Origin of the sequence: Geobacillus sp. Manikaran-105 (assembly GCF_002809955.1) — a bacterium.
Taxonomy (GTDB): domain Bacteria; phylum Bacillota; class Bacilli; order Bacillales; family Anoxybacillaceae; genus Geobacillus; species Geobacillus thermophilus.
Map to the genome: position 1 here is coordinate 1 of NZ_PIJG01000001.1, position 25,952 is coordinate 25,952.

Consider the following 25,952-nt stretch of genomic DNA (forward strand, 5'->3'; position numbering starts at 1 on the left):
CGATGTTTTACGGTTACAACGTTTCCTGTAACCAACTCCATACATCGAGTAGCCGTGATTGGAGTGCCTTTATTGAACGGTTTTCTCCACGCCTTTATTCGATCATACACAAAAGAAAGGGGGGAACGCGCATTCCTCTCCCACTTACTCCCTTTGGTCGTTGAAGTGGGAGTCTCCTGCGCGAAATAGGATGAAACACGACATCGCCGCCAAACTGCTTCAAATCGGGGCAGTCGCCCTGCAGCCGAACGAGCCGTTTACATGGTCTTCGGGCTTGAAATCGCCGATTTATTGCGACAACCGCCTGACGCTCGCTTACCCCGACGTGCGCCGCACGATCGCCGACGGCCTCGCCGAACTCATCCGCACCCATTTCCCTAAAGCGGACCTCATCGCCGGCACAGCGACCGCCGGCATCCCGCACGCCGCCTGGGTGAGCGAGCGGCTTGAGCTGCCGATGTGCTACGTCCGCAGCCAGGCGAAAGCGCACGGCAAAGGAAAACAAATTGAAGGCCAAGCCGAACCGGGCCAGCGCGTGGTCGTTATCGAAGACTTGATCTCGACGGGCGGCAGCTCGCTTGCGGCCGTCCGCGCCTTGAAAGAGGCGGGCTGCGAGGTGCTGGGCGTCGCCGCCATTTTCACATACGGGCTCGAAAAAGCGAAACAGGCGTTTGCCGCAGAGAATTTGCCTGCCTACACGCTTACGGACTACAACACCCTCATCGAAACGGCCGTTCGCCTTGGCGCCGTCAGCGAACACGATCTGGCGACATTGCGAAAATGGCGGGAGAATCCGGAGGAGTGGGGGAGCTAAAAGAGGAAAAGAGGAGCGCGGACCAAAGGATGGTTCGCGCTTTTGTCATGGACGAAGCGGGGAGATGACTCACTCGCCATCGGCGTCATTCCATGGGGAAAAACGGAGTGCGACAGCGTCTAATGTCGTCAATATTTCGTGGGTTTTCTGAACATGAGCAAGTTTCGCTCACCACCAAGCATGAACATAACCATTCGTGGATGGTTATGTTCACAGAAAAAACGGGTGGCTTGGCATTCAAATAAAATGATCATTTACAGCATTTCGCTTAGTGGTCACGATCATCATCACAAGCAACCATTCGCATTCTCCATTTCACCTACAAATATTTTACTCACACCTGCGGATTTCCCTGCTGGCAATCAAGATTGGAACCGTGCCGCCGTTTCGATTCAACCTTCCAAGCCAATTGATAAAATCGATATATCCGCTGTCTTCCGCGGCAATTACACGGGAACGGTATGGTTTGACGCGATCCGTTTAATGGAAGGAAACGTCGTGACGAAAAACAAGTATGATGCCAGCGGAAATGATGTCACGGAAGAAGTGGATGAAGAAGGCTATGTGGCGAAAAAGAATTATGATGCCGTAGGAAACTTGTTAAGCGAGTACGATAAGAAAGGAAACAAGAAAGAGTACACGTATGATTGAAGAAGGGATATCTGACGTTAAAAAAGTTTTTCTATCCTGAAAATACCCGAACTTCAAAATGTGCAAGGTTTCAGAGTTCGACATAGCGGCATTTTCATCCCTTCGATGGTGACGAAATCTTTTTGTCATTAGATCGTAAAGTGAATTTTCATCTCATGATGTACAATGAACGGGTATAATATGTTTAAAAGGATCCATCTTCCTTGAAAGGAGTGAAAACGTTATGGATTTTGTAAGAGTAATCAAAAACAGCAATGACTTAGAAAAGATCATCGATTTGCCTCAATCATTAAAAAATAGAAAAGTGGAAGTCATTATTCTTCCTTATGCAGATAAAGAAGATTTGGAACAGCCAAAAAAAAGGAATCTAAGAGGGGCTCTGTCCAAATATAAAAATGAGACTTTGCAAGCCCGAGAAAGCGATGCTTGGTCTAAAGCTGTGGTGGATCAATATGAAAATCATTGATGCGAATATTATTTTAAGATATCTGCTTAATGACCATGATGAGTTGTCGGGCAAAGCCGCAACGATTATTGAAGATAACAAAGTATTGTTGCTAAGAGAAGTAATCGTTGAAGTTGTTTATGTTCTTGAAAAAGTGTACAACGTAAAAAATGACGAGATCAGCGATATTCTTTTAGAATTGCTCAAATACGATAATATCGAGGTGGATGATATCGAGGTCGTAGAGGAGGCGCTTGCTCTGTTTGGCAAAAGGCGCTTGGACTTTGTCGATACCCTTTTATACGCTTATAACAAAGTGAAGGGATATCAAGTGTATACTTTTGATAAGAAGTTGGATAAGATGCTTGAGGAATAGCCGGCCATTACGGCTGTTGCGTTCTTCTTTTGGGGAATATGTAAGCGACAAAGGAGAAGATGCCGATGTCCTTGCCTCGGTTTTCCAATGTGTCGTACGAGCAATATTGGGCGTTGCGGGAACAAAGCGATGAGTGGCTTGAATATATTGATGGCGCTGTGTATATGGCTCCGTCGCCAAGCATCAAGCATCAGCTTGTTTCGAGCAACCTTCATACCGAATTGGGCCTTTATTTTCGTGGGAAGCCGTGCAACGTGTTTGCGGCGCCGACCGATATCGAACTGGCTAGCGACAAGTTTCCCGATCGCAAAGTCGTCATTCCGGATTTAAGCGTTATTTGCGATTCAAAAGGGTTTACGGAAACGAAGTATGTCGGCGTGCCTACTCTTATCGTTGAGATCTTGAGCCCTTCCAACCAGGCGCACGATTTAGTGACCAAATTCAATTTGTATATGGCGTACGGTGTGAAAGAGTATTGGATCGTCAATCCGATGAAAGAGGCGATTACCGTCTATACGCTGAACGAGGAAGGACTGTATGAGCAGGCGGATGTGAAAGCGGGAACGGGTGTGGTGCAGTCGGCATGCTTTCCTGGGCTTGAAGTGGCTCTTGAGGATGTGTTTCGTTGAGACGGATGGCGAGACGTGCATGGAGTTGCATTCGTGATGGCGGCTTGTGGTTGACTCGACAAGTTTGCAAAGCGGGCTGTCCGTAAGGCCAATGCAGCTGGTCTTACAGACAGCCCGCTGTCTTTTATGCGGCACTAGACCGTTTCGGTTTGCGGGAGTTCGCGCAAATCGCCCGATGCCGTGTTGGGCGGCCATTGGGGCGCGTTTACGATGGTTTCGCCGCTTGTTCTTTTTGCCTCTGTTTCATGGTGCGGACGAGTTCTTCATCCGGTGTGACGTAGAGCGTTTGCTCGTTTTCGTAAATGACAAATCCCGGCTTGGCGCCGCTCGGTTTTTTTACATAGCGGATGCGCGTGTAGTCGACAGGCACGGAGCCGGAATGGCGCGCTTTGCTGAAGTAGGCGGCAAGATTCGCCGCTTCCAAGAGCGTCTCGTCAGACGGCTGCTTGCTCCGGATGACGACGTGCGAGCCGGGAATGTTTTTCACATGCAGCCAAACATCGTCCTTATGGGCCAGCTTTGTTGTGAGATAATCGTTTTGTTTGTTGTTTTTGCCAACGAGTATTTCCGTGCCGTCGCTTGCGACGTAGCGGTCAAGCTCGGGTGCGGTTGGTTTGCGCTTTTTTGCTCCTTTCGCCGCGCGCGGGCGCAAATAGCCTTGTTCAATGAGCTCGTCGCGGATTTCCTCGACATCTTTCGGCGAGGCGGTTTCGAGCTGGCTTAAAATCGTGTCGCAATAGGCGATGTCTTCTTTCGTCCGCTCGATTTGTTCTTGTACGACGGCGAACGAGTTTTTCGCTTTTTGGTATTTTTGAAAGTACTGTTGCGCGTTCTCGGACGGCGATTTTTGCGGGTCGAGCGGAATGGTGATGGTGCCTCCGTTTTCGTCGTAGTAGTTTGCGACCTCGATTTCCGTCATGCCGCGCTTTATGGCGTACAAATGGGCGGTGAGCAGTTCGCCGTACAGTCGATAAACGTCGGCTTTCTTTGCTTCTTCGAGCGTCTGTTCGAGCTTTAGGAGCTTTTTCTCGTTTTTCGCCTTTTCGTTCGCCATGAGACGCTCGATGTCATGCGCTTGCTGCTTGACGCGGTCGCGCTCGGCCTTGCCGAAATAAAAGCGGTCCAATAGCTCGCTTGCACTCGCAAACGGTTGGCCTTCGGTTTTTATGTGCGTAAGCGGCAACACGTAAAACCATTCTTTTTCCCCGTTCGTGTACATCATCGGGGCAAAGCGGCGGTGCCGGACGTCATCGATGAGCGAAAGAAAGCTTTTTGGCAGCGTCGTCCGGTTGGCGAGTCCAGCGCGGAACACCGCCTCATTGGCAAATAGCGGCGAAATGCCGCTGAAGGTGGAAACGAGCTGATGGGCGAGCTTGCCGGCGTGAAAGTCGATTTTTTTCAGCACCGTTTCTTCCGTCGCTTCAAGCGGGTTCAGCTTGCCGTGCGTCGGTGGGGCGACGTACGGATGCCCGGGAAGCACCGTCCGGTAGCGGTTGACCGACGGCGGCAAATGTTTCAAGCTGTCGATGATCGTGTCGGTCGATGCATCAACGAGGATGATGTTGCTATGGCGGCCCATCACTTCAATGATGAGCCGCTTTGTCTGCACGTCGCCGAGTTCGTCGCGGCCTTTTGTGTCCATGACGATGATGCGGTCAAAATCGACTTGGCGGACCGCTTCGATGACGCTTCCTTCCAACTGTTTGCGCAGCCGCATGCAAAACATCGGCGGCTCGGATGGGTTGTTGTACGTTTCGTTTGTCAAATGGACGCGGGCGTACGTCGGATGCGCCGACAGCATCACTTTATGGTTATGGCCCCGGGCGCGCACAAGCAGCACGATCTCATACGCCGACGGCTGGTGGATTTTCGTGATCCGCCCGCCCGCAAGCGCCTCTTCGAGTTCACCGACAATGGCGTACGTAAACACTCCGTCAAAGGACATGGAAAACACCTTTCTATTTCGTTTGTTTGCTATTTCGATCTTACCATACGACCCGCCGTTTTGAACATTTCTTTGAATATTACCTGAAGACGGACGAAGATGCCCGACGAACATGTTGCATAAAATGGGGAGGCCCGCTTTTTTGACACGATTTTTTCCCTTATGGGGGAGATGGCGTGGCAAAGGGCCCCACGACTCCTTATGTTTGTGTCGCTAAACATCATGGCGGGGACTATCATTTTTTGGGACATGTATGAATAAGCATAGAGAAGCGGGAACGGCGTGCGAAAAAATGGAAGGACGGAGGGAGACAGATGCAATGGCATACGCTCGCGGCAAGCGATGTCGCGCACGAGACGAAGACGAATGTCAAGACCGGGCTTACTGCGGCGGAGGCGGAAAAACGGCTGCGGCAGTTCGGGTACAACGAGCTGGCGGAAGGGAAGAAGGAGTCGGCCATCGTTGTCTTTTTTCGCCAGTTTCAAGATTTTATGGTGCTTGTGTTGCTTTTGGCGACGGTGATTTCCGCGTTTTTAGGCGAGTATGTGGATGCGGTGGCGATTGTCGTCATCGTGATCATGAACGCCATCCTGGGGTTTATCCAGGAGCGGCGGGCGGAAAAGTCGCTTGCCGCCTTAAAACGGTTGTCCGCTCCACAAGCGGTTGTGTTGCGCGGCGGGGAGTGGGTGAAAGTCCCCACGCGCGAGCTTGTTGTCGGCGATGTGGTGAGACTTGCAAGCGGCGACCGGGTCGGGGCCGACATCCGCTTGATTGAGGCGGCCGGCCTGGAAATCGAGGAGTCGGCGCTGACGGGCGAATCAGTGCCGGTGGCCAAATCCGCCGCCCCGCTTCATACAGAACAGGCGTCGTTGGGCGATTTGCACAATATGGCGTTTATGGGGACGCTCGTGACAAGAGGGAATGGGGTCGGGATTGTCATCGCCACTGGGATGAAAACAGCGATGGGACAAATCGCAACGATGCTCGAAGAGGCGGATGCGGGGGCAACCCCGCTCCAGCGCCGGCTCGAGCAGCTTGGGAAAATTTTGCTTGTCGTCGCCTTGGCGCTGACGGCAGCGGTCGTGGCCGTAGGTGTCATTCAAGGGCACGACCTGTATGAAATGTTTTTGGCTGGTGTGTCGCTCGCGGTCGCCGCCATTCCGGAGGGGTTGCCGGCCATTGTGACGGTCGTCTTGGCGCTTGGCGTGCAGCGGATGATCAAACGAAACGCCATCGTCCGCAAGCTTCCGGCGGTGGAAACGCTCGGCTGCGCTTCGGTCATTTGTTCCGACAAAACGGGGACGATGACGGAAAACATGATGACCGTCACGCAAGTATGGGCAGGCGGGCGGACATTTGCGGTAAGCGGCGTTGGTCTTGAAACGGATGGCGAGTTTTCTGAACGCGGCCGGACGGTTGATCCGAACCGCGTTCCCCAGCTCGCTCGCCTGTTGACAATGGGGGTGCTTTGCAACGGTTCGGAGTTGAAAGAGGAAAACGGCCGGCGTTACGTCGACGGCGATCCGACGGAAGGAGCGCTGCTGGTCGCGGCGGCCAAAGCTGGATTGGCGAAAGGAATGCTTTTGCGTGAGTACACGATCGAACAGGAGTTTCCGTTTGATTCCGAGCGGAAAATGATGACGGTCATCATTCGCGACCGGAACGGGCGGCGGTTCGTTGTGACGAAAGGGGCGCCCGATGTGCTGCTTGAGCGGGCGGACCGCCTGGAATGGAACGGGCGCGAGCAGGCGCTGACCCCGGCGTGGAAAGAGACGATTGAGAAGGCGATTCGCCAGATGGCGTCTTCCGCCTTGCGCACGATTGCCATTGCGTATCGGCCGCTTGCGGAAACGGAGCGGATCGGATCGGAGAAGGAGGCGGAGACGAAGCTTCGGTTTCTCGGCGTCGCCGGCATGATCGATCCGCCGCGGCCGGAGGTGAAGCAGGCGGTGGCGCGATGCAAAGAGGCGGGGATGAAAACGGTGATGATCACCGGGGATCATGTGTTGACCGCAACGGCCATCGCCAAACAGCTTGGCGTGCTCCCGCCCGGCGGAAAAGTGATGGACGGGGCGACGTTATCGCGCCTGTCGGTCGACGAGCTCGAACGCGAGGTCGATAATATTTACGTGTTTGCCCGCGTCTCCCCGGAGCATAAGCTGAAAATTGTCAACGCCTTTAAGCGCCGCGGTCATATTGTCGCCATGACCGGCGACGGGGTGAACGACGCGCCGGCGTTGAAAGCGGCGGATATCGGCGTCGCGATGGGCCGGTCGGGGACGGAAGTGGCGAAAGAGGCGGCGTCGCTCGTGCTGCTTGATGACAACTTTGCGACGATTGAGGCCGCGATTGAAGAAGGGCGCAACATTTACGAAAACATCCGCAAGTTTATCCGCTACTTGCTCGCCTCGAACGTCGGGGAAATTCTCGTCATGTTGTTTGCGATGCTACTTTCGCTTCCGCTGCCGCTCGTGCCGATTCAAATTTTATGGGTGAATCTCGTGACCGATGGGTTGCCAGCCATGGCGCTTGGGCTCGACCGTCCGGAGGAAAATGTCATGAAGCGGCCGCCGCGCCGTCCGGATGAAGGGGTGTTCGCCCGCGGGCTCGGCTGGAAAATCGTAAGCCGCGGCTTTTTGATCGGCGTTGTTACGCTGGCTGCGTTTCTGACCGCCTATGAACGGAGCGGCGCGGATCTCGTTTACGCTCAGACGGCGGCGTTTGCGACGCTTGTGTTGGCCCAATTGATCCATGTGTTCGACTGCCGCTGCGATCGTTCGGTTTTTGACCGCAGTCCGTTCGGCAACATGTATCTCGTTGCAGCGGTGATCGTGTCGCTGCTGTTGCTGCTGGTCGTGATCTACTACCCGCCGCTGGCTGCCGTGTTCCATACGAAGCCGCTTGCGGCCGTCGATTGGCTGCTCATCATCGGTTTGTCCGCCTTGCCGACCTTTTTGTTTGCCGGCTCGCTTTTTACGAGAAAATAAAAGGATGGATATGTTATAATAAAAAAGGTGATAGAGGAGCGCTCTATGACCTTTTCTTTTTCATCAACGACGCAACGGATGTGATGGCATGGTTTACAGCATGACTGGTTTTGGCGCGAGCACGAAAAAAACGGACCGCTTGACGGTGGCGGTGGAAATGAAATCGGTCAACCACCGGTTTTGTGAAATTTCCATTCGCCTCCCTAGACAATGGCTCGTGTTTGAGGATAAAATAAAAAAAGCAATTTCACCGTACGTGCGACGCGGAAAAGTGGAAGTGTTCGTCACGATCGCCGGAGAAGGGCTTGTGAAACGGAGCGTACATATCGATTGGGATTTGCTTGGCCAGTATTGGGCCGGAGTGCAGGAAGCCGCAAAGCGATTTGCCATTGACGGCAGCGTGACGGCGGCCGAGCTGCTTCGGCTTGATGGGGCCGTCGAAGTGGTGGAAGAGGAAGGAGCGAACGAGCAGGTCGAGCCGCTGCTTTTGGCCGCTGTCGATGAAGCGGCAAAGGAACTTGTGGCCATGCGCCGGCGCGAAGGGGAGGCGCTGGCCGCGGATTTGCGCGCCCGCCTTCATGAAGTCGAAGCCGGGGTGGAAGCCATTGAGCAGCGGGCGCCGCTTGTAGTCGAGCAATACCGCGAGCGGCTTGCGCGCCGCCTGCGCGAATGGGCGCCTTCTCCGGTTGATGAAGCGCGGCTGCTCACAGAAGTGGCGGTGTTTGCGGAAAAGGCGGACATTCACGAGGAATTGAAACGCATCCGCAGCCATTTGGCGCAAATGACGGACGTCCTTGAGGCGGACGAACCGATCGGGAGGAAGCTTGACTTTTTGGTGCAAGAGCTGAACCGCGAAGTGAACACGATCGGCGCCAAGGCGAACGACAGCTTGATCGCCGCGCAAGTCGTTGAGATGAAAAGCGTGCTTGAGAAAATGCGCGAGCAGGTGCAAAACGTGGAATAAACCGTTTAAGGCGGCTTGCCGGCGGCAAAACTATGACATATGGCAGGTGGGCGCGTCATGATGAGATTTATTAACATTGGGTATGGAAATATGGTGTCGGCCACCCGCATCATTACGATTGTCAACCCTGATTCGGCGCCGATTAAACGGATCATCCAAGATGCGCGCGAAAGCGGCAAGCTCGTTGACGCGACGCACGGGCGGAGGACGCGCGCCGTCATCATTATGGACAGCGATCACGTCATTTTATCGTCCGTACAGCCGGAAACGGTGGCGAACCGCTTGTACGGAAGCGATGATTTCTCCGAGGAAGGGTAGGGTTTTCAACGTTGAAAAGCGAACGTGGATTGTTAATCGTCATGTCAGGGCCGTCCGGCGTTGGCAAAGGGACGGTGCGCAAAGCGCTGTTTTCGCGCCCGGACATCAAACTTCATTATTCGGTGTCGGTCACAACACGCAAGCCGCGCGAAGGCGAAGTGGAAGGCGTCGACTATTTCTTTCGGACGCGCGAGCAGTTTGAACAAATGATTCGGGAAAACAAGCTGCTCGAATGGGCCGAGTATGTCGGCAACTATTATGGGACGCCGATTGATTATGTGGAAAAAACGCTCGCCGAAGGGAAAGACGTGTTTTTGGAAATCGAAGTGCAAGGAGCGATGAAAGTGCGGCGGGCGTTTCCAGAGGCGCTCTTCATTTTCTTGGCCCCGCCAAGTCTCACGGAGCTTGAAAAGCGGATCATCGGACGCGGCACCGAGTCGAAAGAGCTGATTGAAAATCGGCTGCGGGCGGCGAAAGAGGAGCTTGAAATGATGGATGCGTACGACTATGTCGTGGAAAATGATGAAGTCGAGCTCGCCTGCGAGCGGATCAAGGCGATTGTCACGGCTGAGCATTGCCGGCGCGAACGCGTCGCCGAGCGATATAAACGGATGTTGGGGGTGGAATGACGATGCTGTATCCTTCCATCGATTTGCTGATGCAAAAAGTGGACTCCAAGTATAAGCTTGTCACGGTGGTGGCCAAACGGGCACGCGAGTTGCAGGACGGTGCGGAGCTGATGGTGAAAAAGCCGGTGTCGAAAAAATTTGTCGGCCAGGCGCTCGAGGAAATTGCCGGTGACAAGGTCGAATTAGTGGAAGAGGAAAAATAACAACCTAGCTTTAGGTTGTTATTTTTTTCAATGTCGGGGGGTGGCCAACATGATCAAGGGAAAACATATTTTGCTTTGTGTGACCGGGGGGGTGGCGGCGTACAAGGCGGCGATGCTCACCAGCCAGCTCGTCCAGCGCGGCGCAGAAGTGAAGGTCATTATGACCGAAGGGGCTTGCCAGTTCATTACACCGCTCACGTTTCAAGCATTGTCGCGCCAGGAAGTGTATGTCGATACATTTGCCGAAAACAACCCGGCCGTCATCGCCCATATCGATTTGGCGGACTGGGCGGATCTCGTCCTCGTTGCGCCGGCGACGGCCAATACGATGGCGAAGCTGGCCGCCGGCATCGCCGATAATATGGTGACGACGACGATTTTGGCGACGAAAGCGCCCGTCTGGATCGCTCCGGCGATGAACGTTCATATGTACGAGCATCCGGCCGTTCGGGCGAACATGGAGCGGCTCTGTGAGTTCGGCTACCGGTTCATCGAACCGTCGGAAGGCTACTTGGCGTGCGGCTACATCGGCAAAGGGCGTCTCGAGGAACCGGAGAACATCATTGCCCATATCGAGCGGTTTTTTGCCGGCGATCCGCCGCTGTTTCGCGGGAAGCGCATTCTTGTCACCGCCGGGCCGACGCGGGAGAAGCTCGACCCAGTCCGCTATTTCTCTAACTATTCGAGCGGAAAAATGGGCTACGCCATCGCCGAAGCGGCGGCCCGCTTCGGCGCTTCGGTGACGCTCGTCTCCGGACCGACGGCGCTCCCATCGCCCGATGGCGTCGAGACGGTGGCGGTTGAATCGGCGGAAGAAATGTATGAAGCGGTTTTGTCTCGCTTTGCGGAAACGGACATCGTGATCAAAGCGGCGGCGGTCGCCGATTATCGGCCGAAATATGTCGCAGCTTCCAAAATTAAAAAGCAACCGGGCGGTTATGTCGTCGAGATGGAGCGGACGGTCGATATTTTGAAGGCGCTTGGCGAGCGGAAAACGGGGCAGATTTTGGTTGGATTTGCCGCTGAGACGGACAACCTTGAGCAGTATGCGTTAAAAAAACTGGAAGAAAAGCGGCTCGATATGGTCGTTGCCAACAATGTCACCGAAGAAGGCGCAGGGTTTGCCGGCGATACGAACATCGTCACCATCTTCCGCCGCGACGGCGTCGTTCGGCCGCTGCCGCTCATGACAAAACGCGAGGCGGCCGAGGAAATTTTAAAAGAAATACACGCCTATATCGAGGGGATTCGATGAAAGTCGCCTCCGTGATTGTCGATGTTCCGTCCCGGCAGACGGACCGCCCGTTCGATTATGCGATCCCGGAGCGCTGGCAAGGCGTCATCCAGCCGGGCATGCGGGTGACGGTGCCGTTTGGGGCGCGGCGTTTGCAAGGGTTTGTCGTCGAGGTGAAAGACCATTCCGACATCAAGCAGCTGAAACCGATTGAGCATGTGCTTGATGTCGTGCCGGTGTTAAACGAAGAGCTGCTGGATCTTGGCCGCTATTTAACGGAAACGACGCTCTGTTTCGCCATCTCGGCGTACCAGGCGATGCTGCCGGCGGCGATGCGGGCGAAATATGAAAAAACGCTCCGCTTGACGGATGAACGAAATCGGGAAGCATTGCCGGACGACCTAAAGCCGCTGTTTGTCCATCAAATGGAAGTGGCTTGGAAAGACATTGAAGCCGCCAGCTTATGGCGGGCGGCGCAAAAAGCGGTGCAGCAAGGTGTGCTTGAAGCCGTTTACGAAGTGAAAGAAAAAGCAGGCAAGAAAACGGTGAAGCATGCGCGTTTGGCCGTTCCGGACAAACAGGCAAACGACGCGCTGGCGGCGCTGCCTTCAAGGCAAAAGGACGTGCTTTCGTTTTTGCTTGAAAAAGGGGAAGCGGTGCCGGTTGCCGAGCTGCAAGCGGCGCTTGGCGTTTCCTCAGCGCCGCTGAAAGCGCTCGTCGACAAAGGATTGGTGGTGCTGAACGATGTCGAGGTGTACCGCGACCCGTACGAACATCGCACGTTTCAGCCGAGTGAGCCGCCGGCGCTCACTCCGGCACAAGAAGCGGCGTTGGCGAAAATCGCCGCTTCGGTGCGCGCCGGAGAGCACCGCACGTTTTTGCTTTACGGCGTCACCGGGAGCGGGAAGACGGAAGTGTACATGCAGGCGATCGACGAAGTGCTGCGCCAAGGGAAAGAGGCGATCGTCCTTGTCCCGGAAATTTCACTGACGCCGCAAATGGTCGAGCGGTTTAAGGGGCGGTTCGGTCCGAAGGTGGCAGTGCTCCACAGCGGGCTGTCCATCGGGGAAAAATACGACGAATGGCGGAAAATTCACCGGAAAGAAGTGCAGCTTGTCGTCGGTGCGCGCTCAGCCGTGTTTGCCCCGTTTGAAAACTTAGGGATGATCATCATCGACGAAGAACATGAGACGAGCTATAAGCAAGAAGAAATGCCGCGCTACCACGCGCGCGATGTCGCCATTTACCGCGCCCGCCGCCACAGCTGCCCGGTCGTGCTTGGCAGCGCCACCCCCTCGCTTGAGACGTTCGCCCGCGCCGCCAAAGGGGTGTACGAGCTGCTTGAGCTGCCGGAGCGCGTCAGCCGCCAAGGTTTGCCGTCGGTCCATGTCGTCGATATGCGCGAGGAACTGCGCAGCGGCAACCGCTCCATGTTTTCACGCCGGCTGCTTGACGGGTTGCGACAGCGGCTCGAACGCGGCGAGCAGGCGGTGCTGTTTTTAAACCGGCGCGGCTATTCAACGTTTGTCATGTGCCGCGGCTGCGGCTACGTCATCCGTTGTCCGCATTGCGACATCTCGCTTACGTACCATCGCGCCGGCGAGCGGATGAAATGCCATTATTGCGGGCATGAAGAGCCGCTTGCCCCCCGCTGTCCGTCGTGCGGAAGCGAACACATCCGCTTTTTTGGCACTGGCACGCAAAAAGTGGAAGAAGAACTGACGAGGTTGCTGCCGAAAGCGCGCGTCATCCGCATGGATGTCGACACGACCGGCCGCAAAGGGGCGCATGAAGAGCTGCTTTCCCGTTTTGCTGCCAAGGAAGCCGATATTTTGCTCGGCACGCAAATGATTGCCAAAGGGCTCGATTTTCCAAACGTCACGCTCGTCGGCGTGCTGGCGGCTGACACGATGCTGCATTTGCCCGATTTCCGCGCCGCGGAAAAAACGTTTCAGCTGCTGACACAAGTGAGCGGGCGCGCCGGACGGCATGAGCTGCCGGGTGAAGTCGTCATTCAGACGTACACGCCCGACCATTACAGCATCGAGCTTGCCGCCCGCCATGACTATCGCGCCTTTTATCGGCGGGAGATGATGCTGCGCAAAGCGCACGGTTATCCGCCGTACTACTACTTGACGCTCATCACGGTCGCCCACCAGGAAGCGCCGGCTGCCGCCAAGACGGCGGAAAAAATCGCCGCCTACATGCGCAAACAGCTGTCAAACGAGGCGGTCGTTCTCGGTCCGGTCGCCTCGCCGATCGCCCGCCTTCACGATAGATATCGTTACCAGTGCATGATAAAATACAAACGGGAACCGAATGTAACGGCGGCGCTCAAAGCGGTCATCGACCGCTACCAAGCCGATGCCGCCCATGGCGGAGCGGCCATCACCGTCGATACGAACCCGTATATGATGATGTGAAAATGGAGGAAATGACGTTGCCAATATTGCCGATTGTCACATATCCCGCCCCGATTTTGGAGCAGCCGTGCGCCCCGGTGACAACGTTTGACCGCGAGCTTGCCCGGCTGCTTGACGACATGTACGATACGATGCTTGCCGCTGACGGGGTCGGCTTGGCCGCCCCGCAAGTCGGCATCGCCAAGCAGATCGCCGTCATTGACGTCGGCGATGAACACGGCCGGATTGAGCTCATCAACCCAGTTATCCTCGAGGCGCGCGGCGAAGAGGTCGATGTGGAAGGCTGTTTGAGCTTTCCCGGCCTGTTTGGCGAAGTGCCGCGCGCGAAATTTGTGAACGTGCGGGCGCAAAACCGGCGCGGCCGTTCGTTTACGCTTTCGGCCGCCGGTTTTTTGGCGCGCGCGTTGCAGCATGAAATCGACCATTTGCACGGTGTGCTGTTTACATCAAAAGTGATCCGTTACTGTGATCTTGAGGAATTGGAAGGATAGATGCCGATGACGAACATTGTGTTTATGGGGACTCCTGATTTTGCCGTGCCGATTTTGCGGCAGCTTCTTGACGACGGTTATCATGTTTCGGCGGTTGTCACCCAGCCGGATAAGCCAAAAGGGCGGAAGCGCCAGCTCGTGCCACCCCCGGTGAAAGTGGAAGCGGAGCGCCACGGCATCCCGGTGCTGCAGCCGACAAAAATTCGCGAGCCGGAGCAATACGAACAAGTGTTGGCGTTTGCGCCTGATTTGATTGTGACGGCGGCGTTCGGGCAAATTTTGCCGAAAGCGCTGCTGGAAGCGCCGAAATACGGCTGCATCAATGTCCATGCCTCGCTTCTGCCCGAGCTGCGCGGCGGGGCGCCGATCCATTATGCCATCTGGCAAGGAAAAACGAAAACGGGCGTCACGATCATGTATATGGTCGAGAAGCTGGATGCCGGCGATATGTTGGCGCAAGTCGAGGTGCCGATTGCTGAAACGGACACGGTCGGCACGCTCCATGATAAATTGAGCGCCGCCGGGGCTAAACTATTATCAGAAACGCTTCCACTTTTATTGGAAGGAAACGTTACGCCCGTTCCGCAAGATGAGGAGAAAGCGACGTATGCGCCGAACATTCGCCGCGAGCAGGAGCGGATCGACTGGACGCAGCCTGGCGAAGCCATTTACAACCATATTCGCGCCTTCCATCCGTGGCCGGTTGCGTATACGACACACAGCGGGAACGTTTGGAAAGTTTGGTGGGGAGAAAAAGTGCCGACACCAGAAGCGGCGCCGCCGGGCACGATTGTGGCGCTCGAGGAAAACGGCATTGTCGTGGCCACCGGCAATGAGACAGCCATTCGCATCACCGAATTGCAGCCGGCCGGCAAAAAGCGGATGGCCGCCGGCGAGTTTTTGCGCGGCGCCGGCAGCCGTCTTTCGGTCGGCATGAAGCTAGGAGAGGATCATGAACGTACGTGAACTTGCGTTGGAGACATTGTTGGCAATTGAACAACAAGGAGCCTACAGCCATCTGGAGCTCAATGAAGCGATTCGCAAAGGCCGGCTTGACGGGCGCGATGCGGCGTTGCTGACGGAGATCGTCTACGGCACGGTGCAGCGGCGTGATACGCTTGACTACTATTTAGCTCCGTTTTTGCGAAAGGCGCGCCGGCTGGAGCCGTGGGTGCGCATGCTGCTCCGGTTGACGCTGTACCAAATGGTGTATTTGGACCGCGTCCCGGATCACGCCGCCATTTTTGAAGCGGTCGAGATCGCCAAGCGGCGCGGCCATCGCGGCATCGCCTCGCTTGTCAACGGCGTTTTGCGCACGATCGGCCGTGAGGGTCTGCCTTCGCTTGAGGCGATTCACGACTCCGGAAAACGGCTCGCCGTCGCCACCAGCCATCCGGAATGGCTTGTCCGGCGCTGGATCGGCCAATACGGTTTTGAGGAAACGGCGCGCATGTGCGAGACGAATTTGCGCCCGCCGCAGTCAACAGCCCGCGTCAACCGGCTGCGGGCGACGGTGGAGGAAGCGCTTGACCGGCTGCGTGCTGAAGGCATGGCAGCTGCTCCCGGCCATCTCGCGCCGGAGGCCGTCCGCGCGGAAAAAGGAAATTTGGCGCATACGCAAGCGTTTCGCGCCGGTTTGCTGACGATCCAAGATGAAAGCTCGATGCTTGTCGCCCGGGCGCTTGATCCGGCTCCCGGCGAGCGGGTGCTTGACTGCTGCGCGGCGCCCGGGGGGAAGACGACCCATATCGCCGAGCGGATGGGCGGCCGCGGTGAAGTGGTCGCCGTCGATGTTCATGAGCATAAAGTGAAGCTCATTGAGCAGCAGGCGCAAAGGCTTGGGTTTCGCTGCATCACCCCCCTCGCCCTTGACAGCCGCCGGCTCGGCGAGCGGTTTGCCCCTGAGTCGTTTGACCGCATTTTGGTCGATGCGCCGTGCACCGGATTCGGCGTCATTCGCCGCAAGCCGGAGATCAAATACACGAAAGGGAAAGACGACGTCGCCGCGCTCGTTGCGGTGCAGCAAGCCATTTTGCGGGCGGCCGCGCCGCTGTTGAAAAAAGGGGGCGTGCTTGTTTACAGCACGTGCACCATCGAGCGCGAAGAGAATGAAGACGCGATCGCCCGTTTTTTGGCCGACCATCCGGATTTTGCCCTTGACGACCGTCTCGCCGAGCGGATGCCAGAGCCGGTGCGGCCGCGCGTGCGAAGCGGAATGCTGCAGCTGTTGCCGCATTATTTTGATTCCGACGGGTTTTTTATCGCATTACTACGAAAGAAGGTGTAAATGGAGTGGAAATCGTCCAGACCGCTGTCCGCCGGGCCTCCAGCGGCGGGCAGCCGCCATCGTTGCCGTCTGTTTATTCGCTCACGCTTGACGAGTGGAAAGAATGGCTTGCTGCTCAAGGCGAAAAGCCGTTTCGCGCCACACAAATTTACGAATGGCTGTATGAAAAGCGCGTCACCGATTTTGCCGAGATGACGAACTTGCCGAAACGGCTGCGCGAACAGCTCGCGGCGTCGTTTTCGATCACGACGCTCAAAACGATTGTCAAGCAAACGTCCAAAGATGGGACGATCAAGTTTTTGTTTGAGCTCCATGACGGCTATTCGATCGAGACCGTGCTCATGCGCCATAACTACGGCAATTCGGTGTGCGTGACGACCCAAGTCGGCTGCCGCATCGGCTGCACGTTTTGCGCCTCGACGCTCGGTGGGCTGAAGCGTCATTTGGAAGCGGGCGAAATCGTCGCTCAAGTTGTACACGTGCAAAAGGCGCTCGATGAGACCAATGAGCGCGTCAGCAGCATCGTCGTGATGGGCATTGGCGAGCCGTTTGACAATTACGATGCGCTCATCAAATTTTTGCGCATCGTCAACCATCCGAAAGGGTTGAACATCGGCGCCCGCCATATCACCGTGTCAACGAGCGGGATTATTCCGAAAATCTATCAATTTGCTGACGAAGGCATGCAAATCAATTTCGCCATTTCGCTGCATGCACCGACGAACGAGCTGCGGACGAAGCTGATGCCGATTAATAAGGCGTATCCGCTGCCGAAGCTCATGGAGGCGGTCCGATACTACATTGAAAAAACTGGACGGCGCGTGACGTTCGAGTACGGATTGTTCGGCGGAGTGAATGACCAACTTGAGCATGCCGAGCAGCTGGCCGAGCTGCTTAAAGGGCTGAAATGCCATGTAAATTTGATTCCGGTCAACTATGTGCCGGAGCGAAATTATGTGCGCACGCCGCGCAACCAAATTTTTGCCTTTGAACGGGCGCTGAAAAAACATGGAATCAACGTCACCATTCGCCGCGAACACGGACACGACATCGATGCCGCCTGCGGACAGCTTCGCGCGAAGGAGCGGAAAGAAGAGACGAGGTGAATCGGATGCGAGCCGTTTTCCGAACTGATATCGGCCAAATTCGCGAGCATAACGAAGACAACGGCGGTGTATTTGTCAACGAAAGCGGCCAATATTTCGCGGTTGTCGCCGATGGAATGGGCGGTCACCGCGCCGGCGATGTGGCGAGCGCGATGGCGGTGGCGCACTTGCAAGAGCAATGGGAGCAAGCGCCGTGCGTTTCCTCGCCGGCTGAGGCGGAGCAGTGGCTGAAAGTGCAGATCGCAGCCGCCAATGAGCGGCTGTTTCGCTACGCCCTCTCCCATCCGGAATGCCAAGGGATGGGAACGACGGTCGTCGGCGCCATTTGCGCTGGGCCGTTTGCCACCATCGCGCATATCGGCGACAGCCGCTGCTACTTATTGAACCAAAACGGAATTCAACAGTTGACCGATGACCATTCTCTTGTCAATGAGCTGGTCAAAAGCGGGCAAATTTCCAAAGAGGACGCCGAACACCATCCACGCAAAAACGTGCTTTTGCGGGCGCTTGGCACCGAACCGGCCGTGAAGGTCGATATCAAAACCGTTTCCATCGATGACGGCGATATGCTCCTGCTATGCTCGGACGGATTGTCAAACAAAGTGCCCGAGGCAGACATCGTGCAAATTTTGACCGGCGCCGGCGCGCTTGAAGAAAAAGCGCAGGCGCTCATCGAATTGGCGAACGGGCGGGGCGGGGAAGACAACATTTCGCTTGCAGTCGTTGATTTTTCAGTGGAACGTGAAGGTGGGTGATCGGCGTGCTTATCGGAAAGCGATTGAACGACCGCTACAAAATCATCAGCCTGATCGGCGGCGGCGGCATGGCGAATGTCTATTTGGCCCGCGACATCATTTTGGAGCGCGATGTCGCCGTGAAAGTGCTCCGCCTTGATTTTGCCAACGACGACAGGTTTATTAAACGGTTCCGCCGCGAAGCGCAGGCGGCGACGAGCTTAAATCATGAGCATATTGTGCCGATTTACGACGTCGGCGAGGAAGAAGGCCTTTATTATATCGTGATGGAGTATGTGCGCGGCTCGACGCTGAAACAGTACATTCAGCAGCATGCCCCGCTTCCGGTCGAGCGGGCGCTTTGCATCATGGACCAACTGACGTCGGCCATCGCCCATGCCCATGAGAACGGCATTATCCACCGCGACATTAAACCGCAAAACATTTTGCTTGATGAGCACGGCAACGTGAAAGTGACCGACTTCGGCATCGCGGTGGCGATGAGCGGAACGACGATTACACAGACGAACTCGGTGCTCGGTTCGGTTCATTATTTGTCGCCGGAGCAGGCGCGCGGCGGCATTGCCACTGAAAAGTCGGACATTTATTCGCTTGGCATCGTCATGTTTGAGCTTGTCACCGGCCGGCTGCCGTTTTCCGGCGAATCGGCCGTTTCGATCGTGCTGAAGCATTTGCAGGCGGAAACGCCGTCGCCCAAGGCGTGGAATCCCGACATTCCGCAAAGCGTCGAAAATATTATTTTAAAAGCGACGGCGAAAGACCCGTTTTACCGCTATGAATCGGCGCGCGCCATGAACGAGGACATCCGGACGGCGCTGGACCCGAGGCGGCGCAACGAGGCCAAATTCACGATCCCGGATGACGGCGATGAAGCGACGAAGGCCATCCCGATCATAAAACATCCGGAAAGCGCCGCGCTTGAGCCGGAGACGCTTGTCTATGAGGAAAAGGCGAACGAGCCGGCCAAAGCGGATGACGAGCCAAAGGCGAAGCCGAAACGGAAGCGGGTCTGGATCGCCTGGCTTGCCGCCGTCATCCTATTGCTTGGAGCGGCCGGCGTGAGCGCGCTCACATGGATTCCGGACGTGTTCTTTCCAAAGGAAGTGACGGTGCCGGATGTCGTCAATAAAGACTATGACGAAGCTGTTGAACAGTTGTCGGCGCTCGGCTTGGAAATCAAAGACACGATCGATGTCGAAGATGATGCAATAGAAGAAGGAAAAGTCGTGCGCACCGACCCGGAAGCCGGAATGACGGTGAAGCAAGGGGCCGGCATTGTCATCTATAAGAGCGCCGGCAAAAAGAAAATCGAGTTTCCAAGCTTTATCGGCGACGATATTTCGGCCGCCGAGGAGGAGCTGCGCGCGGAAGGGTTCACTCGCATTACGCGCAACGGCCGCCATAGCGATAAGCCGGAAGGGACGATTTTGGATCAATATCCGTACGCCGGCGATGAAGTCGTGCCGAGCGAAACGGAAGTGATGTTCACGGTCAGCCTCGGTCCGGAAACCGTAACGCTCAAAGACTTGAGCGGCTATACGGAAAAAAGTGTGCGCGACTACGGCGAAGACCAAGGGCTGCGCATTGAAGTGAAGTACAAGTATTCCGATGAAGTGCCGAAAGGGCTTGTCATCTCGCAAACTCCGGCAGCCAATGAGCAGGTGGAAAAAGGCGAGACTGTTACGGTCGTCATTTCCCGCGGCCCGGAGCCGAAGCCATCCAAAACGGTCATCAAAGAAATCGTCATCCCATACGAGCCGGCGGAAAACGGACAGGTGGTGGAAGCCCAGCTTTACATTCAAGATGCGAACCATAACATGACAACGCCATATAAAACGTACCGGCTGACAGGGCCGGCCACGGAGATCGTAGAGTTTGAAATTCCATACGGGGAGACGGCGTATTATCGCGTTATTGTCAACAATGTTGTCAAAGACGAAGGATCGATTCCATATCCAGAACACGGCGGAAAAAAGGAGTGAGGCTATGGCAGAAGGGCAAATCATCAAAGCGTTGAGCGGATTTTATTACGTGCTCTCGGAAGGGAATGTGTTTCAGTGCCGCGGGCGCGGTGTGTTTCGCAAGCAAAAAGTGACGCCGCTTGTCGGCGACCGCGTCGTCTTTACGGCGACAAGCGAGACGGAAGGCTACATTTTGGACATTCGCGAGCGGCAAAATGAACTGGTGCGGCCGCCGATCGCCAACGTCGAGCAGGCGATTTTAGTTTTTTCTGCCGTAAGCCCGGACTTTAGCGCCAAGCTGTTGGACCGCTTTCTCGTCTTAATCGAATCGAAGGAAATTGCGCCGATTATCGTCATTAGCAAAATGGATTTGCTCGATGGCGAGGCGAAAGACGCGATCGCCCGTTATGCAGGTGATTACCGGCGCATTGGCTATGAGGTGATTGAGACGTCGGCCGTGACAAAAGACGGCCTCGATAAGCTGGCGGCGCACCTGCGCGGCCGCGTCTCGGTCGTTGCCGGACAGTCCGGCGTCGGCAAGTCATCGCTGTTAAATGCGCTTCGCCCGGATTTGCGGCTGAAAACCGGCGATATTTCCACCCATTTAGGGCGCGGCAAACATACGACCCGCCACGTCGAGCTGCTGGAGGTGGCCGGCGGGCTCGTCGCCGACACACCGGGGTTTAGCGCCCTCGAGTTCGACGATATTGAACTTGACGAGCTGCCGCGCTATTTTCCGGAATTCCGGGAATACGGAGAAGGGTGCAAGTTCCGCGGCTGCCTTCATGTGGCCGAACCGAAATGTGCGGTCCGCGAGGCGGCTGAGGCCGGGGACATTCCGCCGTACCGCTACGACCATTATTTAAGTTTTGTTGCGGAAATGAAAGAACGAAAGCCGAGGTATTGAACGATGATTCGAATTGCGCCATCGATTTTGTCAGCTGATTTTGCCCGTTTGGCCGAGGAAATCCGTTCGGTGGAAGAAGGCGGAGCCGATTGGCTTCATGTCGATGTCATGGACGGACGGTTCGTGCCGAATATCACGATCGGGCCGCCGGTCGTTGCCGCCATTCGCCCGGTGACGAAGCTGCCGCTTGACGTTCATTTAATGATCGCCGACCCTGACCGATACATTCCGGCGTTCGCCAAAGCCGGGGCGGACATCATCTCCGTCCACGCCGAGGCGTGCGTGCATTTGCACCGGACGATTCACTTTATTAAAGAGCAAGGTGTCAAGGCCGGGGTCGTGTTGAATCCGCATACGCCGGTTGAGACAATCCGCCATGTCATCGCCGACGTCGATCTTGTCCTATTGATGACAGTCAACCCGGGGTTTGGCGGGCAGGCGTTCATTCCGTCCGTCGTGCCGAAAATTCGCGAAGTCGCCCGTTTGGCCGGCGAACAAAACAAGGCGCTGGACATCGAAGTGGACGGCGGCGTCAACGCGAAAACAGCGCCGCTTTGCGCCGAAGCCGGGGCGAATGTGCTCGTCGCCGGGTCGGCCATTTACAATGAGGCGGACCGGGCGGCGGCCATTCGCGCTTTGCGAGAAGCGTGCGCCAAGTAGAGAACGGGCTCTTGCATCCGGCAGCCGCTGCAACGGTAGGCGGTGAGCGCCGGAAAAGCCAGGCAAGGCGAAACAAGGCTTTTTCTTATTGAAAAAGGCGAAGGGGGAAGGGGAATGGTGATCCATATTGTCGGCGGCGGCCCGCGTGAGCTTCTCCCTAGCTTGCGCCGCTATGACGGCGCGGATGTGCATTGGGTCGGCGTCGACCGCGGCACAACGGCGCTGCTTGAAGCCGGCCTCCAGCCGGTGCGGGCGTTTGGCGATTTCGATTCCGTGCCGGCTGAAGAAGTGGCCAAGCTTCAGCAAATGCTTCCGGATTTGGAAATATGGCCGGCAGAAAAAGACAAAACAGATATGGAGATCGCCCTTGATTGGGCGGTGGAACAGCCCGCCTGCCACATCCGTCTGTTTGGCGCCACCGGCGGACGTCTTGACCATCTGTTTGGCAATGTCGAGCTGTTGCTGAAATACGCCGGCCGGCCGATTGAAATCGTCGACCGGCAAAATGTGTTGACCGTCCATCTGCCCGGCGTGCATACGATCACACGCGACGATCGATACCGCTATGTGTCTTACATCCCGATTTCTGAAACGGTGGCGGGGCTCACGCTTATTGGATTTAAATATCCATTGGCCGACTGTCATATTTCCCGCGGTTCCACACTATGTATTAGTAACGAACTTATCCAATCTTCCGGTACTTTTTCGTTTTCGGAAGGCATATTAATGATGATAAGGAGCAGCGATTTTGCCGGCTGTCCGTAGTTGCGATTGGTCAGCAACGGAATATACTGGATAAGGAAATGGCGGGAAGCGCGTGATATGACGGGTGTGAGGAGGGAATCGGGATGAAGTTTTATACGATCAAGCTGCCGAAATTTTTAGGCGGAATTGTGCGGGCGGTGTTGAACGCGTTTAAAAAAGGGTAAGAAAAAAGCACCATTTTTGGTGCTTTTTTTGTTGAACGGTTAGACGCGTTTCACTTTTCCGGATTTCAGGGCGCGCGCCGAAACCCAAACGCGTTTCGGTTTGCCGTCGACTAAAATGCGCACTTTTTGCAAGTTGGCTTTCCACGTGCGGCGGCTGGCGTTCATGGCGTGCGAACGTGTGTTGCCGAACGATTTTTTCTTGCCGGTAATGAAGCATTTCGCCATCGTTTTTCCCTCCTTGCTTTTACATCCCTCTAAAAACACTATTATAATTTATCATACAACGGAAGGGATTGCAATAGACGCGCTCTTTCTCTTTCAAGAAAATGTCCTTGACATATATTTCAGTTTTCGGCTAAATAATACTAGTGGGCGGCCGGGAAGCGCTTTGAAAACAGAAAACGTTATAGTACAATGGGGGTAGCTGTGCGAGATACGCAAAGGGGGAACGAACATGTCAATTGAATGGCAAACAAAATATGGGCGCATTGAAATTGCCAATGAGGTCATTGCCATGATTGCCGGGGGAGCGGCCGTCGATTGCTACGGCATTGTCGGAATGGCGTCGAAAAATCAAATTCGCGACGGGCTGTCGGAAATTTTGCGCCGTGAGAACTTTTCCAAAGGAGTTATCGTCCGCGAGGAAAACGGCGAAGTACATATCGACATGTACATCATCGTCAGTTACGGGACGAAAATTTCCGAAGTCGCCCACAATGTGCAGTCGAAAGTGAAATATACACTCGATCAGACGCTTGGATTGGCGGTTCAGTCCATCAACATTTACGTCCAAGGGGTTCGGGTGGTGAATCCGTAGTAAGGGGGAATCAGCCGGTGGCAATGAGGACGCTTGACGGAAGACGGTTTGCCGATATGGTGCAGCAAGGAGCCGCGCATTTGGCGAACAACGCCAAGGCGGTCGATGCGCTGAACGTCTTTCCGGTTCCAGATGGCGATACAGGAACAAACATGAACTTGTCGATGACGTCCGGAGCGAAAGAGGTGAAGGCGCATGCCTCCGACCATATCGGCAACGTCGCCGCGGCGCTGGCGAAAGGATTGTTGATGGGGGCGCGCGGCAATTCCGGCGTTATTTTGTCGCAGTTGTTCCGCGGGTTTGCCAAAGCGGTGGAAGGCAAACCGCAAGTGGACGGCTTCGAATTTGCCGCCGCCCTGCAAGCGGGGGTCGATACGGCCTATAAGGCGGTGATGAAGCCGGTCGAAGGAACGATCCTCACCGTAGCGAGAGAGGCGGCGCGCAAGGCAATTGAAACAGCGAAAAAAGATCGCGATGTCGTAGCGGTGATGGAAGCGGCGCTTGCGGAGGCGAAAGCCGCGCTCAAGCGCACGCCGGAGCTGCTGCCGGTCTTAAAGGAAGTCGGGGTTGTCGACAGCGGCGGCCAAGGGCTTGTGTACGTGTACGAAGGATTCCTTGCCGCTTTGAAAGGAGAAGCTGTCAGCACCGCTCCCGCCGAAGTGCCGATGGAAGAGCTTGTAAAGATGGCTCATCATCAAAGCGCGCAAAGCCATATTCATACCGACGAAATTGAGTTTGGCTACTGTACGGAATTCATGGTTCGGTTTGAGAAGGACAAACTGGCCCAGCATCCGTTTTCCGAAGAAGTGTTTCGCCGCGACTTGAGCCGATTTGGCGATTCTTTGCTTGTCGTCGCCGACGACGAGCTTGTCAAAGTGCACATTCATTCGGAAACGCCGGGCGAGGTGTTGACCTACGGCCAGCGCTACGGAAGTCTCATCAACATTAAAATTGAAAACATGCGCGAACAGCATGCCAACATCGTCGGCAAAGAGGCGGAACGGCCGCTGCAAGCCGGCGCGGAAGAAGCGAAGCCGTACGGCATCGTTGCCGTCGCGATGGGCGCCGGCGTGGCCGAATTGTTTCAAAGCATCGGCGCGCACGCGGTCATTGAAGGCGGACAGACGATGAACCCAAGCACCGAAGAAATCGCGGAGGCCATTCGCCGCGTCAACGCGGAGACGGTGTTCGTGCTGCCGAACAACAAAAATGTCGTGATGGCGGCCAAACAAGCGGCCGAGCTTTCCGAGCGGCAGGTGATCGTCATCCCATCGAAAACCGTTCCGCAAGGCATGGCGGCGCTCTTGGCGTTCAATCCAGCGCAGTCAGCCGAGCAAAACGAGCGGGCGATGACGGCGGCGCTTTCGCGGGTGAAAACGGGGCAAGTGACGTTTTCCGTGCGCGATACAACAATCGATGGCGTCGAAATCGAAAAAGGCGACTACATGGGGCTGTTCGATGACCGCATCGTCGTCGCCGATAAGGACAAGTTGGCCGTGACGAAGCGGCTGCTTGATGCGCTCATTGACGAGGAAAGTGAAATTGTCACCATTTTGTACGGCGAGGATGCGACCGAAGTGGAAGTGGAAACTGTTGTCGCCTATCTGGAAACGGAATATGATGGAGTGGAAGTCGAAGTGCACAACGGCCGGCAGCCGCTCTATCCGTTTATCATTTCCGTCGAATAATATGTTAAAATAATAGAAGGGAGCATTCCCTTCTATTTTTTATGCGAACGGAGGAAAGGCACCGATGAAATATAAAAGCGTCTTTGACATCATCGGCCCGGTGATGGTCGGACCGTCAAGCTCGCATACCGCCGGGGCGGCTCGCATCGGCCTCGTCGCGCGCAAGCTGTTTGGAAGACAGCCTGAATGGGCGCGCATCTCGTTTTACGGCTCGTTTGCCGAAACGTACCGGGGGCATGGGACCGATGTGGCCATCGTCGCCGGGTTGCTTGGATTTGATACGTTTGATGAGCGCATCCCGGACGCTCTGGCGATCGCTCAGGCTGCGGGAATGGACGTCTCGTTTTCCGCCGAAGAGGCGATTCCGCATCACCCGAACACGGCGCGTGTGCGCATTGGCGACGGAAAAGGGGAGCTTGAGCTTGTCGGCGTGTCCATTGGCGGAGGGAAAATTGAAATCATCGAGTTAAACGGGTTCGAGTTAAAGTTGTCGGGCCATCACCCAGCGCTATTAATCATGCATAACGACCGTTACGGGACGATCGGGGCGGTGGCCAGCGCGCTGGCGAAGCATGCCATTAATATCGGCCATATGGAAGTATCGCGCAAGGAAAAAGGGAAGGAAGCGCTGATGACGATCGAAGTCGATCAACCGTTGACCGACGAGCTTTTGCAAGAGTTGGAGCAGCTGCCTAACATTATTCAAGTAACCAAACTCGTTGATTAAAGCGAA

27 protein-coding genes are annotated in these 25,952 nt (G+C 55.6%); 25 read left to right on the forward strand and 2 right to left on the reverse strand.

Features of this window, described 5'->3' with window-relative positions; genetic code table 11:
• Positions 1-190: 190 nt before the first annotated feature.
• The 5 genes from pyrE (at position 191) to CV945_RS00030 (ending at position 2,915) form a co-directional block, all read left to right on the forward strand.
• A complete protein-coding gene (pyrE, locus tag CV945_RS00010) occupies positions 191-814 on the forward strand; it encodes an orotate phosphoribosyltransferase (protein ID WP_100658892.1) in 624 nt (207 codons plus the stop codon).
• 153 nt (positions 815-967) lie between these two features.
• Complete coding sequence (locus CV945_RS17410; RefSeq protein ID WP_190304882.1) at positions 968-1,465, forward strand: RHS repeat domain-containing protein; 498 nt, start codon at positions 968-970, stop codon at positions 1,463-1,465.
• 223 nt (positions 1,466-1,688) lie between these two features.
• The gene (locus CV945_RS00020) at positions 1,689-1,931 is read left to right on the forward strand and encodes a hypothetical protein (RefSeq protein ID WP_011230660.1); all 243 of its coding nucleotides are present in this window, start codon (positions 1,689-1,691) and stop codon (positions 1,929-1,931) included.
• On the forward strand, positions 1,918-2,286 hold the full coding sequence (locus tag CV945_RS00025; protein WP_033012322.1) for a type II toxin-antitoxin system VapC family toxin: 369 nt from the start codon (positions 1,918-1,920) through the stop codon (positions 2,284-2,286). Before CV945_RS00020 ends, CV945_RS00025 begins: the two co-directional genes overlap by 14 nt.
• Before the next feature lie 65 nt (positions 2,287-2,351).
• Entirely contained in the window at positions 2,352-2,915 is a 564-nt protein-coding gene (locus CV945_RS00030; RefSeq protein ID WP_013145802.1) for a Uma2 family endonuclease, read from the forward strand.
• Positions 2,916-3,120: 205 nt separating this feature from the next.
• Here the strand turns inward: CV945_RS00030 and CV945_RS00035 are convergent, their stop codons facing one another.
• The gene (locus CV945_RS00035) at positions 3,121-4,860 is read right to left on the reverse strand and encodes an Rqc2 family fibronectin-binding protein (protein WP_100658893.1); all 1,740 of its coding nucleotides are present in this window, start codon (positions 4,858-4,860) and stop codon (positions 3,121-3,123) included.
• 314 nt (positions 4,861-5,174) lie between these two features.
• Here CV945_RS00035 and CV945_RS00040 point away from each other — a divergent pair, with 314 nt between their 5' ends.
• The 17 genes from CV945_RS00040 to spoVM all read left to right on the forward strand — a co-directional run bounded on the left by CV945_RS00040 (position 5,175) and on the right by spoVM (position 22,714).
• On the forward strand, positions 5,175-7,847 hold the full coding sequence (locus CV945_RS00040) for a calcium-translocating P-type ATPase, SERCA-type (RefSeq protein ID WP_100658894.1): 2,673 nt from the start codon (positions 5,175-5,177) through the stop codon (positions 7,845-7,847).
• 88 nt (positions 7,848-7,935) lie between these two features.
• Entirely contained in the window at positions 7,936-8,811 is an 876-nt protein-coding gene (locus CV945_RS00045) for a YicC/YloC family endoribonuclease (protein ID WP_063330459.1), read from the forward strand.
• A 39-nt stretch (positions 8,812-8,850) separates the two neighbouring features.
• Complete coding sequence (gene remA, locus CV945_RS00050) at positions 8,851-9,129, forward strand: extracellular matrix/biofilm regulator RemA (protein WP_100658895.1); 279 nt, start codon at positions 8,851-8,853, stop codon at positions 9,127-9,129.
• A gap of 11 nt (positions 9,130-9,140) precedes the next feature.
• Positions 9,141-9,758, forward strand: coding sequence for a guanylate kinase (gmk, locus tag CV945_RS00055; protein WP_080706534.1), 618 nt, complete (start codon positions 9,141-9,143; stop codon positions 9,756-9,758).
• Positions 9,759-9,760: 2 nt separating this feature from the next.
• The gene (gene rpoZ / locus CV945_RS00060; protein ID WP_011230668.1) at positions 9,761-9,961 is read left to right on the forward strand and encodes a DNA-directed RNA polymerase subunit omega; all 201 of its coding nucleotides are present in this window, start codon (positions 9,761-9,763) and stop codon (positions 9,959-9,961) included.
• A 49-nt stretch (positions 9,962-10,010) separates the two neighbouring features.
• Positions 10,011-11,216 carry a bifunctional phosphopantothenoylcysteine decarboxylase/phosphopantothenate--cysteine ligase CoaBC gene (gene coaBC, locus CV945_RS00065; protein WP_100658896.1) on the forward strand — a complete coding sequence of 402 codons (1,206 nt, stop codon included), beginning with the start codon at positions 10,011-10,013 and terminating at the stop codon, positions 11,214-11,216.
• Positions 11,213-13,618, forward strand: a complete 2,406-nt coding sequence (gene priA / locus CV945_RS00070; RefSeq protein WP_100658897.1) for a primosomal protein N' — start codon at positions 11,213-11,215, stop codon at positions 13,616-13,618. The genes coaBC and priA overlap by 4 nt, the downstream gene beginning before the upstream one ends.
• Before the next feature lie 17 nt (positions 13,619-13,635).
• The gene (gene def / locus CV945_RS00075; RefSeq protein WP_033016092.1) at positions 13,636-14,109 is read left to right on the forward strand and encodes a peptide deformylase; all 474 of its coding nucleotides are present in this window, start codon (positions 13,636-13,638) and stop codon (positions 14,107-14,109) included.
• 6 nt (positions 14,110-14,115) lie between these two features.
• Positions 14,116-15,075, forward strand: a complete 960-nt coding sequence (gene fmt, locus CV945_RS00080) for a methionyl-tRNA formyltransferase (protein WP_044741250.1) — start codon at positions 14,116-14,118, stop codon at positions 15,073-15,075.
• On the forward strand, positions 15,062-16,396 hold the full coding sequence (rsmB, locus tag CV945_RS00085) for a 16S rRNA (cytosine(967)-C(5))-methyltransferase RsmB (RefSeq protein ID WP_047818116.1): 1,335 nt from the start codon (positions 15,062-15,064) through the stop codon (positions 16,394-16,396). Before fmt ends, rsmB begins: the two co-directional genes overlap by 14 nt.
• A 5-nt stretch (positions 16,397-16,401) precedes the next feature.
• Positions 16,402-17,502, forward strand: a complete 1,101-nt coding sequence (gene rlmN / locus CV945_RS00090) for a dual-specificity RNA methyltransferase RlmN (protein WP_033011194.1) — start codon at positions 16,402-16,404, stop codon at positions 17,500-17,502.
• Positions 17,503-17,507: 5 nt separating this feature from the next.
• Complete coding sequence (locus tag CV945_RS00095) at positions 17,508-18,257, forward strand: Stp1/IreP family PP2C-type Ser/Thr phosphatase (RefSeq protein WP_033011190.1); 750 nt, start codon at positions 17,508-17,510, stop codon at positions 18,255-18,257.
• A 5-nt stretch (positions 18,258-18,262) separates the two neighbouring features.
• Complete coding sequence (gene pknB / locus CV945_RS00100) at positions 18,263-20,239, forward strand: Stk1 family PASTA domain-containing Ser/Thr kinase (RefSeq protein ID WP_100658937.1); 1,977 nt, start codon at positions 18,263-18,265, stop codon at positions 20,237-20,239.
• 4 nt (positions 20,240-20,243) lie between these two features.
• Positions 20,244-21,125: a ribosome small subunit-dependent GTPase A gene (gene rsgA / locus CV945_RS00105; RefSeq protein ID WP_033011188.1), complete on the forward strand. Its 882-nt coding sequence runs from the start codon at positions 20,244-20,246 to the stop codon at positions 21,123-21,125.
• A gap of 3 nt (positions 21,126-21,128) precedes the next feature.
• Positions 21,129-21,785, forward strand: coding sequence for a ribulose-phosphate 3-epimerase (rpe, locus tag CV945_RS00110; protein WP_033011186.1), 657 nt, complete (start codon positions 21,129-21,131; stop codon positions 21,783-21,785).
• Between the two features lie 114 nt (positions 21,786-21,899).
• Positions 21,900-22,550 (forward strand): thiamine diphosphokinase, encoded by a 651-nt coding sequence (locus tag CV945_RS00115; protein WP_100658898.1) that lies wholly within the window; start codon positions 21,900-21,902, stop codon positions 22,548-22,550.
• An 83-nt stretch (positions 22,551-22,633) separates the two neighbouring features.
• Entirely contained in the window at positions 22,634-22,714 is an 81-nt protein-coding gene (gene spoVM / locus CV945_RS00120) for a stage V sporulation protein SpoVM (RefSeq protein ID WP_033011182.1), read from the forward strand.
• A gap of 39 nt (positions 22,715-22,753) precedes the next feature.
• Here the strand turns inward: spoVM and rpmB are convergent, their stop codons facing one another.
• Positions 22,754-22,939, reverse strand: coding sequence for a 50S ribosomal protein L28 (gene rpmB / locus CV945_RS00125; RefSeq protein WP_033011180.1), 186 nt, complete (start codon positions 22,937-22,939; stop codon positions 22,754-22,756).
• 229 nt (positions 22,940-23,168) lie between these two features.
• Here rpmB and CV945_RS00130 point away from each other — a divergent pair, with 229 nt between their 5' ends.
• From CV945_RS00130 to sdaAB, 3 genes are all read left to right on the forward strand, one after another.
• The gene (locus CV945_RS00130; RefSeq protein WP_033011178.1) at positions 23,169-23,531 is read left to right on the forward strand and encodes an Asp23/Gls24 family envelope stress response protein; all 363 of its coding nucleotides are present in this window, start codon (positions 23,169-23,171) and stop codon (positions 23,529-23,531) included.
• A 17-nt stretch (positions 23,532-23,548) separates the two neighbouring features.
• Positions 23,549-25,219 (forward strand): DAK2 domain-containing protein, encoded by a 1,671-nt coding sequence (locus CV945_RS00135; RefSeq protein WP_033011176.1) that lies wholly within the window; start codon positions 23,549-23,551, stop codon positions 25,217-25,219.
• Positions 25,220-25,283: 64 nt separating this feature from the next.
• Positions 25,284-25,946: an L-serine ammonia-lyase, iron-sulfur-dependent subunit beta gene (gene sdaAB, locus CV945_RS00140; protein ID WP_047818118.1), complete on the forward strand. Its 663-nt coding sequence runs from the start codon at positions 25,284-25,286 to the stop codon at positions 25,944-25,946.
• Positions 25,947-25,952: the final 6 nt, after the last annotated feature.

What these genes read in the sequence shown, in the direction of transcription:
- pyrE (WP_100658892.1), top strand. Translation starts at nt 191, where the DNA reads ATGAAACACGACATCGCCGCCAAACTGCTTCAAATCGGGGCAGTCGCC.
- CV945_RS17410 (WP_190304882.1), top strand. Translation starts at nt 968, where the DNA reads ATGAGCAAGTTTCGCTCACCACCAAGCATGAACATAACCATTCGTGGA.
- CV945_RS00020 (WP_011230660.1), top strand. Translation starts at nt 1,689, where the DNA reads ATGGATTTTGTAAGAGTAATCAAAAACAGCAATGACTTAGAAAAGATC.
- CV945_RS00025 (WP_033012322.1), top strand. Translation starts at nt 1,918, where the DNA reads ATGAAAATCATTGATGCGAATATTATTTTAAGATATCTGCTTAATGAC.
- CV945_RS00030 (WP_013145802.1), top strand. Translation starts at nt 2,352, where the DNA reads ATGTCCTTGCCTCGGTTTTCCAATGTGTCGTACGAGCAATATTGGGCG.
- CV945_RS00035 (WP_100658893.1), bottom strand. Translation starts at nt 4,860, where the DNA reads ATGTCCTTTGACGGAGTGTTTACGTACGCCATTGTCGGTGAACTCGAA.
- CV945_RS00040 (WP_100658894.1), top strand. Translation starts at nt 5,175, where the DNA reads ATGCAATGGCATACGCTCGCGGCAAGCGATGTCGCGCACGAGACGAAG.
- CV945_RS00045 (WP_063330459.1), top strand. Translation starts at nt 7,936, where the DNA reads ATGGTTTACAGCATGACTGGTTTTGGCGCGAGCACGAAAAAAACGGAC.
- remA (WP_100658895.1), top strand. Translation starts at nt 8,851, where the DNA reads ATGGCAGGTGGGCGCGTCATGATGAGATTTATTAACATTGGGTATGGA.
- rpoZ (WP_011230668.1), top strand. Translation starts at nt 9,761, where the DNA reads ATGCTGTATCCTTCCATCGATTTGCTGATGCAAAAAGTGGACTCCAAG.
- coaBC (WP_100658896.1), top strand. Translation starts at nt 10,011, where the DNA reads ATGATCAAGGGAAAACATATTTTGCTTTGTGTGACCGGGGGGGTGGCG.
- priA (WP_100658897.1), top strand. Translation starts at nt 11,213, where the DNA reads ATGAAAGTCGCCTCCGTGATTGTCGATGTTCCGTCCCGGCAGACGGAC.
- fmt (WP_044741250.1), top strand. Translation starts at nt 14,116, where the DNA reads ATGACGAACATTGTGTTTATGGGGACTCCTGATTTTGCCGTGCCGATT.
- rsmB (WP_047818116.1), top strand. Translation starts at nt 15,062, where the DNA reads ATGAACGTACGTGAACTTGCGTTGGAGACATTGTTGGCAATTGAACAA.
- CV945_RS00095 (WP_033011190.1), top strand. Translation starts at nt 17,508, where the DNA reads ATGCGAGCCGTTTTCCGAACTGATATCGGCCAAATTCGCGAGCATAAC.
- rsgA (WP_033011188.1), top strand. Translation starts at nt 20,244, where the DNA reads ATGGCAGAAGGGCAAATCATCAAAGCGTTGAGCGGATTTTATTACGTG.
- rpe (WP_033011186.1), top strand. Translation starts at nt 21,129, where the DNA reads ATGATTCGAATTGCGCCATCGATTTTGTCAGCTGATTTTGCCCGTTTG.
- CV945_RS00115 (WP_100658898.1), top strand. Translation starts at nt 21,900, where the DNA reads ATGGTGATCCATATTGTCGGCGGCGGCCCGCGTGAGCTTCTCCCTAGC.
- spoVM (WP_033011182.1), top strand. Translation starts at nt 22,634, where the DNA reads ATGAAGTTTTATACGATCAAGCTGCCGAAATTTTTAGGCGGAATTGTG.
- rpmB (WP_033011180.1), bottom strand. Translation starts at nt 22,939, where the DNA reads ATGGCGAAATGCTTCATTACCGGCAAGAAAAAATCGTTCGGCAACACA.
- CV945_RS00130 (WP_033011178.1), top strand. Translation starts at nt 23,169, where the DNA reads ATGTCAATTGAATGGCAAACAAAATATGGGCGCATTGAAATTGCCAAT.
- sdaAB (WP_047818118.1), top strand. Translation starts at nt 25,284, where the DNA reads ATGAAATATAAAAGCGTCTTTGACATCATCGGCCCGGTGATGGTCGGA.